General features: G+C 41.4%; 17 protein-coding genes. 15 read left to right on the top strand and 2 right to left on the bottom strand.

Annotation, left to right across the window (positions count from 1 at the left end):
- The first annotated feature begins 50 nt into the window (after positions 1 to 50).
- The 5 genes from MIS45_RS03395 to MIS45_RS03375 all read left to right on the top strand — a co-directional run bounded on the left by MIS45_RS03395 (position 51) and on the right by MIS45_RS03375 (position 3,410).
- Positions 51 to 947 carry a recombination-associated protein RdgC gene (locus MIS45_RS03395; RefSeq protein WP_249450993.1) on the top strand — a complete coding sequence of 299 codons (897 nt, stop codon included), beginning with the start codon at positions 51 to 53 and terminating at the stop codon, positions 945 to 947.
- 52 nt (positions 948 to 999) lie between these two features.
- A complete protein-coding gene (locus MIS45_RS03390; RefSeq protein ID WP_249447309.1) occupies positions 1,000 to 1,395 on the top strand; it encodes an MORN repeat-containing protein in 396 nt (131 codons plus the stop codon).
- 89 nt (positions 1,396 to 1,484) lie between these two features.
- Positions 1,485 to 2,051, top strand: coding sequence for a dCTP deaminase (dcd, locus tag MIS45_RS03385; RefSeq protein ID WP_249443241.1), 567 nt, complete (start codon positions 1,485 to 1,487; stop codon positions 2,049 to 2,051).
- Between the two features lie 85 nt (positions 2,052 to 2,136).
- The gene (recR, locus tag MIS45_RS03380; protein WP_249450992.1) at positions 2,137 to 2,757 is read left to right on the top strand and encodes a recombination mediator RecR; all 621 of its coding nucleotides are present in this window, start codon (positions 2,137 to 2,139) and stop codon (positions 2,755 to 2,757) included.
- A complete protein-coding gene (locus MIS45_RS03375; RefSeq protein ID WP_249450991.1) occupies positions 2,757 to 3,410 on the top strand; it encodes a hypothetical protein in 654 nt (217 codons plus the stop codon). Before recR ends, MIS45_RS03375 begins: the two co-directional genes overlap by 1 nt.
- 326 nt (positions 3,411 to 3,736) lie before the next feature.
- On the opposite strand, the gene zupT is transcribed toward MIS45_RS03375, so the two are convergent.
- A complete protein-coding gene (gene zupT, locus MIS45_RS03370) occupies positions 3,737 to 4,534 on the bottom strand; it encodes a zinc transporter ZupT (RefSeq protein ID WP_249444603.1) in 798 nt (265 codons plus the stop codon).
- 212 nt (positions 4,535 to 4,746) lie between these two features.
- Between zupT and rsmA the strand changes: the two genes are divergently transcribed.
- The 7 genes from rsmA to MIS45_RS03340 all read left to right on the top strand — a co-directional run bounded on the left by rsmA (position 4,747) and on the right by MIS45_RS03340 (position 9,520).
- Positions 4,747 to 5,523: a 16S rRNA (adenine(1518)-N(6)/adenine(1519)-N(6))-dimethyltransferase RsmA gene (gene rsmA / locus MIS45_RS03365; protein ID WP_249449166.1), complete on the top strand. Its 777-nt coding sequence runs from the start codon at positions 4,747 to 4,749 to the stop codon at positions 5,521 to 5,523.
- Positions 5,524 to 5,692: 169 nt separating this feature from the next.
- Complete coding sequence (locus MIS45_RS03360) at positions 5,693 to 6,043, top strand: hypothetical protein (RefSeq protein ID WP_249450990.1); 351 nt, start codon at positions 5,693 to 5,695, stop codon at positions 6,041 to 6,043.
- A 153-nt stretch (positions 6,044 to 6,196) separates the two neighbouring features.
- Positions 6,197 to 6,901 carry a DUF6348 family protein gene (locus MIS45_RS03355; protein ID WP_249450989.1) on the top strand — a complete coding sequence of 235 codons (705 nt, stop codon included), beginning with the start codon at positions 6,197 to 6,199 and terminating at the stop codon, positions 6,899 to 6,901.
- A gap of 33 nt (positions 6,902 to 6,934) precedes the next feature.
- Complete coding sequence (locus MIS45_RS03350; protein ID WP_249450988.1) at positions 6,935 to 7,801, top strand: DUF1444 family protein; 867 nt, start codon at positions 6,935 to 6,937, stop codon at positions 7,799 to 7,801.
- A gap of 44 nt (positions 7,802 to 7,845) precedes the next feature.
- The gene (locus tag MIS45_RS03345; protein ID WP_249450987.1) at positions 7,846 to 8,472 is read left to right on the top strand and encodes a hypothetical protein; all 627 of its coding nucleotides are present in this window, start codon (positions 7,846 to 7,848) and stop codon (positions 8,470 to 8,472) included.
- A gap of 136 nt (positions 8,473 to 8,608) precedes the next feature.
- The gene (locus MIS45_RS11325; RefSeq protein ID WP_283397436.1) at positions 8,609 to 8,734 is read left to right on the top strand and encodes a hypothetical protein; all 126 of its coding nucleotides are present in this window, start codon (positions 8,609 to 8,611) and stop codon (positions 8,732 to 8,734) included.
- A gap of 63 nt (positions 8,735 to 8,797) precedes the next feature.
- Entirely contained in the window at positions 8,798 to 9,520 is a 723-nt protein-coding gene (locus tag MIS45_RS03340; protein ID WP_249443772.1) for an amino acid ABC transporter ATP-binding protein, read from the top strand.
- Positions 9,521 to 9,793: 273 nt separating this feature from the next.
- On the opposite strand, the gene MIS45_RS03335 is transcribed toward MIS45_RS03340, so the two are convergent.
- A complete protein-coding gene (locus MIS45_RS03335; RefSeq protein WP_249450986.1) occupies positions 9,794 to 11,125 on the bottom strand; it encodes an anaerobic C4-dicarboxylate transporter in 1,332 nt (443 codons plus the stop codon).
- Between the two features lie 461 nt (positions 11,126 to 11,586).
- On the opposite strand from MIS45_RS03335, the gene MIS45_RS03330 reads away from it, so the two are divergent.
- The 3 genes from MIS45_RS03330 (at position 11,587) to MIS45_RS03320 (ending at position 16,187) form a co-directional block, all read left to right on the top strand.
- Positions 11,587 to 13,653, top strand: coding sequence for a TonB-dependent siderophore receptor (locus tag MIS45_RS03330; protein ID WP_249450985.1), 2,067 nt, complete (start codon positions 11,587 to 11,589; stop codon positions 13,651 to 13,653).
- A 98-nt stretch (positions 13,654 to 13,751) separates the two neighbouring features.
- Positions 13,752 to 14,798, top strand: coding sequence for a metallophosphoesterase (locus MIS45_RS03325; protein WP_249450984.1), 1,047 nt, complete (start codon positions 13,752 to 13,754; stop codon positions 14,796 to 14,798).
- Positions 14,799 to 14,873: 75 nt separating this feature from the next.
- The gene (locus MIS45_RS03320; protein ID WP_249450983.1) at positions 14,874 to 16,187 is read left to right on the top strand and encodes a replication-associated recombination protein A; all 1,314 of its coding nucleotides are present in this window, start codon (positions 14,874 to 14,876) and stop codon (positions 16,185 to 16,187) included.
- The last annotated feature ends 16 nt before the right edge of the window (positions 16,188 to 16,203 follow it).

Here is a 16,203-nt window from a genome sequence, read left to right as displayed (position 1 = left end):
TCTAAAATTGGTATAATGGCGAACTTTGTACACAAGAAAAGCGATACAAAATGTGGTTCAAACACATAACTTTTTACCCGATTATTGCCGATAAATTGCCTGCAATAGATAGGCTGCCTGAAAAATTAGCTGAATATGAATTTGCGCCTGTAACAGGTTTGGATTGGTTTAGCGAAGGATTTGCTGCGCCACATGGTTTTTCGCCTGAATTGGTGTTTGCTGCTGATTTTACTTGGTCGGTTGCGCTGAAAAAAGCGGAAAAGGTTTTGCCTGCTGCGGTGGTGCGTGATATTTTGGAAGACAAAGTTGCAGAAATTCAGGCTGCCGAAGCGCGAAATATCGGGCGCAAAGAAAAACAAGAATTAAAAGAACAAATTACCGATGATTTATTACCGCGTGCTTTTGTAAAAACCAGTCGCACGCAAGCGGTGGTGGATACAAAACATAATCTGTTGTTTATCAATGCCGCAGGTGCAAAAGCGGAAAATATGTTGAATAAATTGCGTGAAGCATTGGGTGGTTTGGAAGCGCGTTTGCCACAAACTCGGCAATCGCCCAGCAGTTTGATGACGGATTGGTTATTGCGTGGTGTGTGCGATGCGGGTTTTGAATTGGACGACAGTTGCGAATTGAAAGGCACAGGCGATATTGTGCCAACGGTGAAAATCGCCAAACAAGATTTGACGGCGGACGAAGTTACGCAGCATGTGAAAAATGGCAAAACGGTTACGCAATTAGGCTTGGTTTGGCGCGAGCAAATTGCGTTTGTGCTAACCGAAGATTTTGCGATTAAGCGCGTGCAATATTTGGACGTGCTGCAAGAAGAAGCGGAACAGCACGGCGATGATGCGGCAAGTTTGGCATTTGCATCGCAAATTTTGATGGCGCAAAGTGTGTCCACTATGATTATGGAATTGGTGGGTTGCTTGGGCGGTTGGCAGGAATAAGTTTTCAGGCTGCCTAAATTTGCATTTAGGCAGCCTGAAAAAAGGAAATACAATGAAAAAATGGATAAGTTTAATCTTACTCACAGCAGCATTGCCGATTATGGCGCAAAGCAAAATGGTGCATAATGGTTGCCACTATCAAGGCGATGTTGCCAATGGTAAACCGCATGGCAAAGGCGTTTTGACTTGCCCCGATGGTCGTATTTATACGGGCGAATTTGCACAAGGCGAATTTCATGGTACAGGACAATTTGTATCGCCAAATGCGCCGAATGTCTTTTTATCGCCTTTTGGTATGCGTAGCGGAAAATTGAAAGGTTTTGTGTTGAACGGCAAATTTAGGCATGGTTCGGCAGTTGGTACGTTTAAAGTTTATCAAAATGGCAAACATTTATTAAATATGGTATTTGATAAAGGTATGTTGAAAAATGTTACTGCCGCGAAATAGTTTTTCAGGCTGCCTGTCTATTTATGATGTTTTATCAATTATAGTTTGGAGTATTTCTACTATGCCTACTGTATCAAAAGGAAAACAAAATGAGCATTAAATCCGACAAATGGATACGCCGCATGGCGCAAGAATATGGCATGATTGAGCCATTTGAACCCAATCAAATCAAAGAAGTAAACGGTCAAAAAATCATTTCTTATGGCACGTCCAGTTACGGTTACGACATTCGTTGCGCCAATGAATTTAAGATTTTTACCAATATCAACAGCACGATTGTGGACCCAAAAAATTTTGACCCACGCAATTTTGTTACGGTGGAAGACGATTATTGCATTATTCCGCCCAATTCTTTCGCCTTGGCGCGTACGGTGGAATATTTCCGTATTCCGCGCAATGTTTTGACTGTGTGTTTGGGCAAATCTACTTATGCACGTTGCGGTATCATTGTGAATGTAACGCCATTTGAGCCTGAATGGGAAGGCTATGTTACGCTGGAATTTTCCAACACCACACCATTACCCGCGAAAATTTACGCAGGCGAAGGCGTAGCGCAAGTGTTGTTTTTTGAAAGCGATGAAGAATGCGAAACATCGTATAAAGACCGCAATGGTAAATATATGGGGCAAACGGGGGTTACTTTGCCCAAAGCATAATTTTTTTCAGGCTGCTTTTGTATATTTAAGTGATATTCAGGCAGCCTGAAAACTCTTTTTTTCTATTTTCAGGCAGCCTGAAATTATGTCAAACAAAAATCTAGACGCCTATTCTCAACTGATTCAAGCCTTGCGCATCTTACCCAATGTTGGCGCAAAAACCGCGCAACGCATGGCACACGTTTTGTTGCAGCAAAACCGAGAGGGTGCAGAAAAATTAGCACAAGCCCTTGATAATGCGTTAAAACAAGTTCACAACTGCGCCTTGTGTAACACATTTTGTGAAGACGAGTTGTGCCATATTTGCGCCAATGAACAACGCGATAAAACACGCCTAATGATTGTACATATGCCTGCCGATGTGGCAGCCATGGAATTAGCACGTTGTCATGATGGTTTGTATTTTGTATTGATGGGATATGTGAATCCCACGCAAAATATGGACTTATCGCAAATAGCATTGGATAAATTGGTGGCGAGATTATCCGCCAGCACAGTCAGCGAAATCATCATCGCTACATCGTTTACTGCGGAAGGTGATGCAACCGCATATATTGTGTCCGAATTATTGAAAGAGCAGCCGTATAAAGTCAGCCGTTTGGCGCGTGGTATGCCGCTGGGCAGCGAATTGGAATATGTGGATGCGGGCACATTGGCGCAAGCGGTTTACGAACGACAATTATTGCAAGAAAACAAGGAAATGTGATGTTAGTATGGTTGTTGTCAATGTGGTTATTGAGCGTGTCGCCACAATTTTTTGGCGAATCGCTTGTGGCAGAACAGAATGTTCAGGTTCAGGCTGTCTCTGCTGTGGAGACAGTACAAAGGCAGCCTGAAAAAATGCCTAAACAATGGGTTTTGCGTGATAAATCAGTTTTGCAAGCTGCGCAACAATCTTTATTAATGCAGCCTGAATTAGCTGACAATCCTGTTTATGCATTTGAAAAAATAAACTTTTTTGATGGCGACCGTCCACGCATAGAATTGGCGGTACTCAATCCCAAGCAGCCTGAACATTTGATTTTTTTCACTTTTGAGCAAAACAAATGGACAACTTCGCCAGCGGAAGATGTGAGCCATATCAAAAATCTATCGCGTCACTTATTTGCATTGAGTGATGTAGAGTTTGCCCAAGCGGCGGATATAGCAACTACTTGGGCACAGAAAGCGCGTGAAGTGAATGCGCCGATTGATGAGCCGTATTATGTGGCGTATGTGTTTTTACCAAAATCCAAAAAACAATTCTGGCATACCGCAACCATTGAAACGGTAGGTAAACAGTTTTATTTGAGTTGTCATCAAGATGGTCGAGTGTGGGAATGGAAACAGTTGGCAGGAGCGCGAACAGAAGAACAATAAAATATAATCAGTTAAATATGTACTTTGATTTAGTATGCAGCCTGAAACCTTTACAAAACCCAAAAAAATCCTCTAAATTCCCCCAAACCAAGAATTTAGAGGATTTTTCCATGAACAGCTTTTTCTACCAATCAGCCCAAACCCTGTTGAATCAATATGCCGACCGATTTCCACTACTTATAGTGAATTCAATTTAAACCAGTACAGCGTTGCCAGCTCCCTTATGTACTGGGTGTACACGGCGGTCGCTGTCGCCTTGTCCTGATTTAAATTGAATCCACTATAAAATCACCCAACTACTAGACTGAAACCTGCATCTTCAATCACTAAAACTGAAATAAAACTAAACTCACCGAAATAATGCCCATGCCTGTAACCAAACCATAAACCGTTTCGTGTCCCAAAGCATAGCGTTTGGCTGCTGGCAACAACTCATCTAACGCCAAAAACACCATCACACCTGCAATCAAACCAAACACCGCACCAAACATGGTTGGCGATAAAAATGGACGCAATATCGTGTAACCCAAAATCGCCCCCAAAGGTTCAGCCAAACCTGATAAAGCACACATCAATACTGTCAATCCCTTTTTGCGCGTCGCAAAATACACAGGCGCAGCGATGGAAATACCCTCGGGAATATTGTGTACCGCAATCGCCAAAGCCAAAGGCGCACCCACTTTCGGATTATCCAGCGTTGCGAAAAAAGTTGCCAAGCCTTCGGGTAAATTATGCGCAGTAATCGCAAACGCTGCCATGAAGCCAACACGCGCCACCAAATCACGGCTTTTTTGTTCATAATCAGGGTCGTTTGGATTGAGCGAATCATGCGGATTGGGAATAACACGGTCAATCAATAATACCAAGCCCATGCCAAATAAAAATGCCGCAGTCGCCGCTGCCGTTGCCCATTTGTCGCCCAAAGAAACCGAGAAAGCCTCAATAGATTTATTCAAAATTTCAGTCAATGAAACATAAACCATTGCGCCACCTGCAAATGCCAAGCCAAATGACAAAATACGCGGATTAGGTGTTTTGCAAAAAAGCACCAATGCGCTTCCTAAAACAGTTGCTAAACCTGCTGCAAATGTAATGCCAAATGCAATAAAAAGATGAGAAGACATTTCTTTGCCTTAACTAAATAAAAATCATTATCAAATATTAGCATAAAATAGAAAAGGCAGCCTGAAAACTTATTTTTCGTTTTGATAGTAAAAAACAATGCAAATTTTTTTACTGATTAAAAATATTTTTCAGACTGCCTAAATGTCTATCGGGCAGCCTGAAAGTTTTTTTAGTATAATTTGAACAATTTTTTGATTTGAAAACAAACATTATGACCGAACATAAAGCCCGCAAACGCTTCGGGCAAAATTTTTTACAAGATACTCGAATCATCAGCGATATCGTGAACGCGGTGCGTCCGCAAGCCGATGATGTGGTTATTGAAATTGGACCAGGGTTGGGTGCGATTACCCAGCCTTTGACGCGCAAACTCAATCGCCTGCACGTTTGCGAGATTGACCGAGATATCATCCAATTTCTGAAAAAACAAGACTTTGCCAACAAATTGACCATACACGAAGGCGATGTGTTGAAATTTGATTTTCGCCAAATCGCGGGGCGCAAGAAAATTGTCGGCAATTTGCCCTACAACATTTCCACGCCACTTTTGTTCAAATTGAGTGAAGTGGCGGACGAAGTGATTGACATGCACTTTATGCTGCAAAAAGAAGTGGTTGAGCGCATGGTTGCCGCGCCCAAAACCAATGATTATGGGCGTTTGAGCGTGATGTTGCAGTATTATTTTGATATGGAAAACCTGATTGACGTACCGCCCGAAAGTTTCACGCCTGCGCCCAAAGTGGATTCGGCTGTGGTACGCATGATTCCTGTGGCTGGACGCATTGGCGTGGCGGAAAATTTCAAGCATTTCAGCGACTTGGTGCGCGATGCCTTTCAGCAACGCCGCAAAACCATACGCAATAATCTGAAAAACATCGCCAGCGATGATGATTTGCAAGCGGTTGGCATTTTGCCCCAGCAACGCCCCGAAGAAATTGCGCCTGAATTGTATGTGCAATTATCCAATTATTTGATTGGTAAGGCGTAAAATCTTTTCAGGCAGCCTGAAAACCAAAAGGATTATAAAATGAAATGGTTTTATCAACGCTTTCCAGATTACAACAAATTGAGTAAGAGTGGACAAATTCTAGCGTGGGTCATTTTATTACAAGGACTTTACCCCCCTATTTATAATGGGTACAGTTTTATTCCATAATATGAATATTCCCTTGATTGCAATCGTGATTTTAATCACAATATCAGGTTTGCATCTCTTTGCGGCGTGGAAAATATTTCATTATCAAATCAGTGGTTTTCGGTTGGCAATATTATTGTTTATACAATCACTTATTCAATTTCGTACCATATTCTATGATTCGGGTTTTTCTTTTGAATGGAATACGGCTGGTCTATTAAAATTATCTATTGGTTTTGGTAATTTTGATGGTGGTTATTTGAATTTTAATATTGCTTCGTTGATATTTTTAATACTGGTATTCAAAAATATCACAAAAATGAAAGCAGACATTCATGCCAATAATCCTGATATTCCCGAAAACCAAATTTAATTTTCAGGCTGCCTGAAAAAATATTGCAAGGAAATGCAATCATGGAATTGAAGAAATTAGACAACAACCCCGCCCATGACGGCATCATCACGCTCACTTAGCAAACCGAATCGGGCGAATCAGGCGAAGATGTCATCAATGTCGCCCTAATTATTGCAGCAAAAATTAGCAGAGCATGACATTCCAACCGAGATTGTGGACGAATCTTGGCTTTATCAACCCGATACGGGCTATTATTTTCTGCCTGCTTTGGGGGATTTTGAATTAGATGATGGCTTGTTTCGCAGCGCGTCCACCATTCAAATTCAGCATAAAGAATTGTTTCCCAATGGTATTTTTGAATATCAATATTCATTTGGCGAATACGAAACGTTGGAAGAAGCCCTATTGAGTGGCTTTGATATTTGGTTGAAAACCGATTGGGAAACCTTGTGGGACGCAGCTTGCCCCCATGAAGCCAATCACTTGTATTTAAATATGGATTTTGCAGATGAAGCATTGAAACGCTTGGTTTTGTTGGGTTCAGTCGGCTTTTATCCCGCCCCAAATGAAAACGAAGAAGATGAAACAAGTTGCGAAACACATGGCGAATTTTGCGAATGCTGTTTGTTTACGCAAAGTTTGCAAGCCTTTGAACCTTTGTTGAAATCATCGGAAAATTATGCCATTCGGATTTTTGTGTCGCGCGATGATGACGAATACAAAGCCGATTGTCGTGTGAATGGCGAAGATTGGGCAGACGCATTGGATTCATTGAAAAATTATGCCAAAACATGGTCTGGCGAAGGCATAACGTCTAGAAAACAATACATCATTATTCGCAATCAGCCCGATAATTGGCAGGAAACGGACGATTGATTTTTCAGGCAGCCTGAAAAAGGAAAACCCCAAATGTCTTTGATTAAGAACCTATTTTCAAATAAACAAACCATCATGAATTGGCGCGAATTTGCCGAATATTTCGCCCAAGAAATCCAGCAAAATATTGACGGTACAGCCAAAATTGAATGGGGAGATGATTTGGAAAACACCACCGTTCATCTGACATTCAATAATGGCGACCAAGCGGAATCGTATTTGGGCAACCATTTTGCGCGTTATCAGCACAATCCTGATGATTTGCCTGAAATCATCGTGCAAACCCTTGTAGCGGTCGCACATTTGGGGAAAGACAAAACGCAAGAGATTAAACGCGAACACATTTTCCCCACCATTAAATCGGCTGGATACGTCAATTATGTGGCGCAAATGTATCAAAAAGAAGGCAAAAATCCGATCGAACATTTGTGTATTTGTCCATTGGCTGGCGATATTTCATTGATTTATATGGTGGATACGGGCGATGCGTTGAAAAGCCTGAACCGCGATGATGTCGCCAAATTGGGCATTGAAAACGATGAAATGCTGCACCAAATCGCGCTTGAAAATTTGGAAAATTACCTGAGCCAAAGCGAAGATTTGGGTTATCGCCAAAGCGAAAACGGTTTGTATCAGATTTATTTGGACGATGTGTTTGATGCGTCTTTGATTTTATTGCTGGAAAAAATCACGGAAATGGCGGAATTGGATGTTGCGCCATATCCTGTTTTTGCCGTGCCAGCGCGTGATATGTTGCTGGTTTGTGGGGCGGATAATCAGGATGCTTTGGCGCAAATGCAGGAAATCATTGATGATGTGATGCAGGATTCATCTTATTGTATTTCGGCGCAAAAATATTGTCTGAAAAATGGGCAGATGAGTTTGTTTAATACGCATTGATTTTTTTCAGGCAGCCTGAAAAATATTGTTAGAAAGCATTTGATATGAGCAAAAAATGGATATACAGAGAAGATTCTGGTTTTGTGATGTTTATCTGTTTTTTGGTTGTATGCATGCTTTTGAGCATACCTTTTCTTGTTTTTATTTTTGATGAGCAAACACGTCATAATTTTCTGAATAAATCCTTGAAAGACATGGCTTATGCTCTATTATTTTTAGGGGTGTACTTTGCATTATTTCTGGCATTTGCTAATGCCATTTATCAAAATAATGTTAAAAATTGGCTAAAATCATTTATTCGCCCCGATTATTTGGCGGCAAGAGAAGAGGGTTTATATTACAAGTTTCAAGGGGAAGAAAAATTTATTGAATGGAAACAAATTTGGGGCGTTAAAGAGATAGCATGGGAAGGTAAGTTAATACTTTTATTGAGTAATGGTACTAAAGAATTTATTTCTACAAGAGACTTTGCCAAACCATTAGACCAAACTAAATACTTTATTCTGTGTTTTGTGATGCCTGTTGCTGGGGTTATCAAGCCTTGGCTAGGTGCTTTGTGTTGGATATTTGCTCTTTTGATAGGCTTGGGTGATGAAGATGTTATCTGTGATATTATGAGTGAAATCAATAGACATCGCAGGAAAGCCTTTTTAGGAGATAACAGAGAATAATAGGCAGCCTGAAACCATAAAAGAAATATAAAATGTACAATGTTGATTATTCTTTATAACTATTTGAAATAATTATTTTTTGATGTAATCAAACAAATTAATTGCAGCAACTTGGAATGATTACGCTAACTCATGTATGATTTTTGTGCAAAAATACGCGCTTGAACAGCACAAAATCAGTTTGGTTGAGAAATTAGGGGTTTATTCATATCAAGCAGCAGATGTGGATTTTGAATGTGAAAGAGATTTTCAGGCAGCCTGAAAACCAAAAAAATCATAAATATAAGGAATGAAAATGACCGAAACAATTAACTCTGAACAATATATGGTAAGTTTTAGAAATGTTCACAAATATTTCAAAGATTTACATGTGATTAATGGTGTGAATTTAAACATCAAACAAGGCGAAGTGGTGGTGGTGTGCGGACCTTCGGGTTCGGGCAAATCTACGCTAATTCGCACGGTAAACCAGTTGGAAAGCATTGAATCAGGCGAAATTTGGGTCAATGGCGTGAATGTTGCCGACCCGAAAACGGATTTGAACAAAGTGCGTTCGGACGTGGGTTTTGTGTTCCAACACTTTAATTTGTATCCGCATTTGAGTGTGTTGGATAATATTACTTTGTCGCCGATTAAAGTTAAAGGATTGAGTAAGGAAGCAGCAGAAGCTAAAGCGATGGAATTGCTGGAAAAAGTGGGTCTGGCACATAAAAAAGATGCATTTCCTTCGCAATTATCGGGTGGTCAGCAACAGCGCGTGGCGATTGCACGCGGTTTGGCAATGGAGCCGCGTGTGATGCTGTTTGATGAGCCAACTTCTGCGCTTGACCCTGAAATGGTGGGAGAAGTGTTGAAGGTAATGAAAGACTTAGCTCAATCTGGCATGACGATGATGTGTGTGACACACGAAATGGGGTTTGCGCGTGATGTGGCGGATTATGTGATTTTTGTGGATAAGGGACAAATTGTGGAACAAGATGACCCTGAAACATTCTTTACTAATCCAAAAACGGAACGTGCTAAACAGTTTTTGAGTCAAATTGCTTAAAAGATAATAAGCAGCCTGAAATGTGGTTTTCAGGCTGCTTATTTGTGTTTTGATAAATTTTCAGGCTGCCTATAATATAGTGAATTCAATTTAAACCAGTACAGCGTTGCCAGCTCCCTTATGTACTATGTGTACACGGCGGTCGCTGTCGCCTTGTCCTGATTTAAATTGAATCCACTATATCTGGACTATTGGTATGAAAAACTAACGCAGCAGTCGCATTAAGTGGTAATAAAAATAATCTATTAGGATTGTGGATACAGATTCCATAAGTTACATCAACATTTTGGCAAAAAATAAACCAAAGATTAAGCTAAATATCATGCTCAGCAAGCCTGGAATCATAAAGCTGTGGTTAAAAATGTATTTACCAATTTTGGTTGTTCCTGTTGTATCAAAGTCAATAGATGCGATGATAGGCCCATAATTTGGCACGAAGAAGTAGCCATTGACGGCGACAAATGTACCAATAATAATGGGTGCTGGTACGCCCAATGCAATGGCGACAGGAAATAATGTAGCTACAGTTGCGCCTTGACTGTTTACCAATACAGATAAAATAAATAGGGCAAAGGCGAATGTCCAAGGTGCGGTGTGTACCAAGCCAGATACAGCAGCTTTGACGGTATCAATATGCGCTTGCATCAAAGTGTCGCCCAACCATGCAATACCGAATACGGCAATGATGGCACGCATCCCTGCATGGAAAACAGAACCTCTGGTAATGGCATGATTATCAGGTTTGCAAATCAGTAAAATCAATGCACCTGCTGATAACATAATGATTTCAATGGTGTGAGCCATACCCAATGGTTTCATTTTGCCTACTTCACCAAATGAAGGTCGCAACGATGGAATAGCACCCATAATCACAACCAATAATGCGGCACCCAAGAAAATACCCAAAGAAATTTTGGCTTTACTGCTGATGGGTTTATCTTCTTCTATTACCGTATTATTTGCCAATGATGCGGCATATTCAGGGTTTTGCAAACGTCGTTGATAGATTGGGTCATCTTTCAATTCTTTGCCCATTTTATTGACAAATACGCAAGCCAAGCCCAAACCTAAAATAGTAGATGGAACGGTAACCATTAAGATTGTTCCGAGGTGGATATTTTGCGGTTCGAGAAAGGTAACGGTTGCGGTAACCGCTGCTGCAATTGGACTGGCGATAATCGCAAATTGAGAAGCAATGACTGCCATTGAAAGAGGACGTTCTGGACGAATACCGTTGCGACGGCTAACTTCGGCGATGACAGGTAAAACAGAATAGGCAACGTGTCCTGTACCTGCTAATACTGTGAATAGATAGGTTACTGCTGGTGCAATAAATGTGATGTGTTTGGGATTGCTACGTAAAATGCGTGTGGCAATTTTAATCATATAGTCTAACCCCCCCGATGCTTGCATGGCTGCTGCTGCGGAAATAACAGCCATAATCATCAACATGACATCAATGGGAGGGCTGGTAGGTTGCAGACCAAAACCAAATGTTAGCACCGCTAAACCAATGCCCCCAAAAACACCTAAACCAATCCCGCCAGCCCGTGCGCCAGCAAGAATACACAGCAATACGATTGCAAATTGTATGATAAATAACATGATGAAACCCTTTTGTGTTATACGATGAAATAAAAAAGGTGATTTATTCTAGCACCAAGATAGTATTTTGCAAATTTTTGTTGTGATTTATGTGCTAATGTAAATGATAAAATGGATATTTTTGTTTTAATTAATTGATTATTTAGTTATTTTATTTAGATTTGAATAATATATTTTTGTAGTAAAGTGTAGTTTGTATCAATAGGCAGCCTGAAAGCCTTCGCCAAACTCAAAATTATGAGTCGTATTCTCGAATCTGACATTTTTATATTTTTTAACTATTTGTTTTTATTAAATATAATAGATTCAATTTAAGCCAGTACAGTGTTGCCAGCTCCCTATAGATTAAAAATGTCTCGTTCACACGCAAAAACTTGTAAATATCTAACTAATTTTAGTAAAATTAAAGCGTTGTAAAAATCATTTTTATTTATATTTTCACTAAAATTTAGGATTGTATTATGCAAACAAAAACAATATTCACGCGCACTTTATTGGCGGCATCTTTATTTACAATGTTTCAGGCTGCCTATGCTGAATCTGAAACACAAAAACAAGAATTACAAAATGTTGTGGTAACGGGCAGTATGAACCGTGTTGGCGTTGTGCCATTTCGTCAAGCCAAATCTGCGGTAGCGATTTCGCGCGAAAATTTAGAAGCGCAAAACGTGCAAAAAACCGATGAAATTGCGCGTTATCAAGCAGGTTTTTCCAATCAGATTTTTGGTAGCGACACCAATACCAACTGGTTCCGTGTGCGCGGTACGGAAGCAACTCAAGCGGTAAACGGCATGCCTGTGTTTGAATATGGTTTTTTTAAACCATTGACTGAAATTTATGGTGTGGAAGCGGTGGAAGTAACCAAAGGTGCAGATTCTATTACCTTTGGTGCGGCAAATTCTGGTGGCTTGATTAATTACATCAGTAAACGTGCCAATCGCAATCAAGTAGGTAAAGGCGAAGTGCGTTTGAGTGGTGGTAATAAAGGGCACTATGGTTTGGCTGGAGATTATACAGGCAGCCTGAATGCGGATAATAGCTTGCGTTATCGCGTAACGGGTTCGTATAAACATGCGGACGGCGAATGGGACAAAACGGATAATGGCACCTTGTATATTGCTCCGACTGTACAATGGGACATTACGCCACACACACGTTTGGATATTTTGGCAAGTTATCAACGTGATAAGGGGACACCAAGCAGCAACTTTTTGCCACAGGAAGGTACGTTACGCCCATTCCCTGACGGCAGTTATATTAGCCGCAGCAGTAATTATGGCGACCCTGTGAATGATACGGAAACCAATAAACAATATGGTTTGGGTTATGAGTTTTCGCATAAATTGGATAATAATCTGACGTTTAATAGTAGCTATCGTTATAGTAAGGCAGATAATTATCATCGTGGTGCGTATGTTTATCCTTTTGCAACAAATTATGTTGTTTCGCGTGGTGTAGTCTTCAATAACGGTACATCTAAAAGCCATAATTTTGATAACCGTTTAACTTGGAAATTTAAAAATAATTGGTTAGATAACACATTGGTAGGTGGTGTGGATTATCGTAATCAAAAAGTAGATGCGTTATACACTTTCTTTGGTTCAACTACTTCAACTAATTTATTGAATCCACAAGCTGGTTGGGGACAAGCACAAAATGTTTCTGCTGCACCACGCCAAAATATCAAAGCGACACAACTGGGTTTTTATCTGCAAAACCAAGCGCGTATCAACAAACAATTTACAGTAGGTTTGGGTGTACGCCACGACCGTGCAGAAAATGAAGAGAATATTAGCAATCAAAAAATTAAAGACAACCACACGTCATACTCCGCTTCTGTGATGTATCACGCGCCAAAGGGCTTTAATCCATATATTTCTTACAATGAATCTTTCAGGCTGCTTAATGGTGTAGATGGTTTAAATAATTTACATGACCCAAATATCACCAAACAAACCGAAATTGGTGTCAAATACGCGCCAGCTTGGTTAGACGGTAATCTGTCATTGGCGGCATTCCGTGCTAAAGATAAAGGGGCTTTGTATAGTCGATTAGTTAATGGCGCGATGATAACAGAAAATGATAGTGATACCACACGCAAAGGCATAGAATTTCAAGCCGATGCTAATGTGTTGGAAAACCTGAATGTTAGCACAGCTTATACTTATTTAAGCGTGGTGCAAAATAATACAGGTGGCGATGTACGTCAGCCATTGTTCCCCAAACACACTTTATCGCTCAAAACTGCCTATACCTTCAATCAAGGCAGCCTGAATGGTCTGGTTTTGGGTGCAGGTATGCGTTATATTGGCAATAGCGTAACAGCCAATGGTTCATTGTATTCAGGTGCAAAAGTGCCGTCAGCCACTTTGTTTGATGTGATGGCACGTTATCCATTTGGCAACAACTGGACAGCACAACTGAATGTAGATAACGTTGGCGACCGTCGCTATTTGGGTGGTTGCGATTACTATTGCTACTATGGTGCAGGACGTAATATCAACGCATCTATCAGTTACAAATTTTAATTTTTAAACAGTTTTCAGGCTGCCTCTTGTTAATAGGCAGCCTGAAAATATATTTAAAATGCTATAATTCTTCTTTTTTCTATTATTTCAAATCAACCATGTCCCTCATTCAAACCCTGCCAAACTGCCCCCTAGACATCATCGGCGATGTACACGGGCAAATAGAAGCCCTGCAAAATCTACTGCACTATCTTGGCTACTCCCCAGCAGGTAAACATCCACAAGGGCGCAAGCTCGTTTTTGTGGGCGATTTAGTAGATAGAGGTCCCGATTCTCCCGCCGTATTAGATTTATTTCGCCAAATACATCTTGCAGGCAACGCATTTATGGTACTGGGTAATCACGAAATCAATTTATTGATGCACGAACCCAAAGACGGGTCAGGTTGGTTTTTTGATTGTCGCGCCGAAAAAGACAGTTACCATTATGCCCCATGGCAAAGGCTGCCTGAAAAACAACGCAACAGCCTGATTCAATTTCTGCAACAGCAACCTTTAATATTACAGCGTCCCGATTTACGCATCGTGCATGCCGCATGGCTACCACAAGCTATTGAAAAAATAAAAGAAAATCAAAACAGTAACATCGTCCAACTAATACAAGAATGGGACGATGAACTCCATTGCTGCATCAAACACGCCCCATGGTTTGATGATTATTTAGAAGAACAACGCCAATATGCACACGGCTTGGAAAATAACTGCATTCCACCGCCCATGCTGCACGCAACCGCCATACATGACATTTACCGCAGCAGTCGCCACCCCGTTCGCGCCTTGACTTGCGGCATAGAAAAAGCAGCCGATGCCCCATTTTTTGCAGGTGGACGTTGGCGATTTTCCGTACGCAATCCATGGTGGGAAGAGTACACCGACTCAGCAGACGTTGTGATTGGTCATTATTGGCGAACTTGGCACAATTTATCCCAGCCTAAACACCGTGAAAACATTTTTACCATGCCACCCCATCATTGGCATGGCGCACGAAAAAACGTATTTTGTGTTGATTTTTCTGTTGGTGCGAGATGGCGCGACCGCAAAAAAGGCATCACGCCAGCGCAATCCGATTTTCGTTTAGCAGCATTGCGTTATCCCGAAAAAACTTTAATGTTTGATAATGGCGATATTGAACAAACTTTATTTTAAACAACTATAATAAAGGCAGCCTGAAAATAGGTTTTCAGGCTGCCTTGATTTTAAATTTAAAACGATTATATCATCATGCAAGATTTGTTTACTCAAACACCCACCGCCCCACTCGCCGAACGACTCCGTCCACAAACATTGGACGAAGTCATCGGACAAGAACACCTAACAGGAGCGGGCAAACCACTACGCATCGCACTAGAAAGCGGCGTACCACATTCCATGCTCTTGTGGGGCAGCCCTGGTATCGGCAAAACCACATTAGCGCGTATTGTGGCGCAAGGATTTGGCGCACAATTTCTACCCCTATCCGCCGTATTTTCGGGCGTAAAAGAGATACGCGAAGCCATCGTCAAAGCCGAAATCGCATGGCAAAATCAACAACGCACCATTTTATTTGTGGACGAAGTGCATCGTTTCAACAAATCCCAACAAGACGCATTTTTACCGCACGTTGAAAGTGGACTCATCACATTTATCGGCGCAACCACCGAAAATCCATCATTTGAAGTCAATCCCGCTCTTTTATCACGCGCCCAAGTTTATGTTTTAAAATCATTGAATGAAGGCAGCCTGAAAAAATTATGCGACAAAGTTTTCAGGCTGCCTGAATATCAAAACATCATCTTACACGATGATGCACAAGATTTATTGATACAGTCTGCCGATGGCGATGCACGGCGATTTTTGAACCATATAGAACAAATCTTACGCGCCGCCATCACGCAACAACATTCTGAAATCACAGCAGAATTAGTCGTGCAAACTTTGGGCGAGCAAATCCGCCGTTTTGACAAAGGTGGCGAACAGTTTTACAACCAAATTTCCGCCTTGCACAAATCCGTGCGTGGCTCACACCCCAATGCCGCGCTGTATTGGTTTTGTCGTATGCTGGATGGTGGCGCAGACCCACGTTATTTGGCGCGGCGCATTGTCCGCATGGCGTGGGAAGACATTGGACTTGCTGACCCGCGCGCCTTGCAAATCGCCAACGATGCGGCAAGTACATTTGAACGTTTGGGTTCGCCCGAAGGCGAATTGGCGTTGGCGCAAGCCGTTTTGTATTTGGCGAGCGCGGCAAAATCCAATGCAGGTTATGTGGCGTACAATCAAATGCGCCAATTTGTGCGCGAACACGACAGCGCGGCTGTTCCCGTGCATTTGTGCAATGCGCCGACCAAGTTGATGCAAGAATTGGGTTATGGACGCGATTATCGCTATGCCCATGATGAACCAAATGCCTATGCCGCAGGAGAAACGTATATGCCCGATGGCGTAGATGAGCCTGATTTTTATCAGCCTGTACCGCGTGGTTTGGAAATTAAAATTGCTGAAAAATTGGCTTGGTTGCGTGAATTGGATAGGCAAGCGAATCAAGATGATGAATGAGAAGTAGGTTATAAAA

The organism is Wielerella bovis, assembly GCF_022354465.1.
Lineage (GTDB): Bacteria > Pseudomonadota > Gammaproteobacteria > Burkholderiales > Neisseriaceae > Wielerella > Wielerella bovis.
Note: the sequence above shows the minus strand (reverse complement) of the source record. Positions and strands in the feature narration are given on the sequence as shown.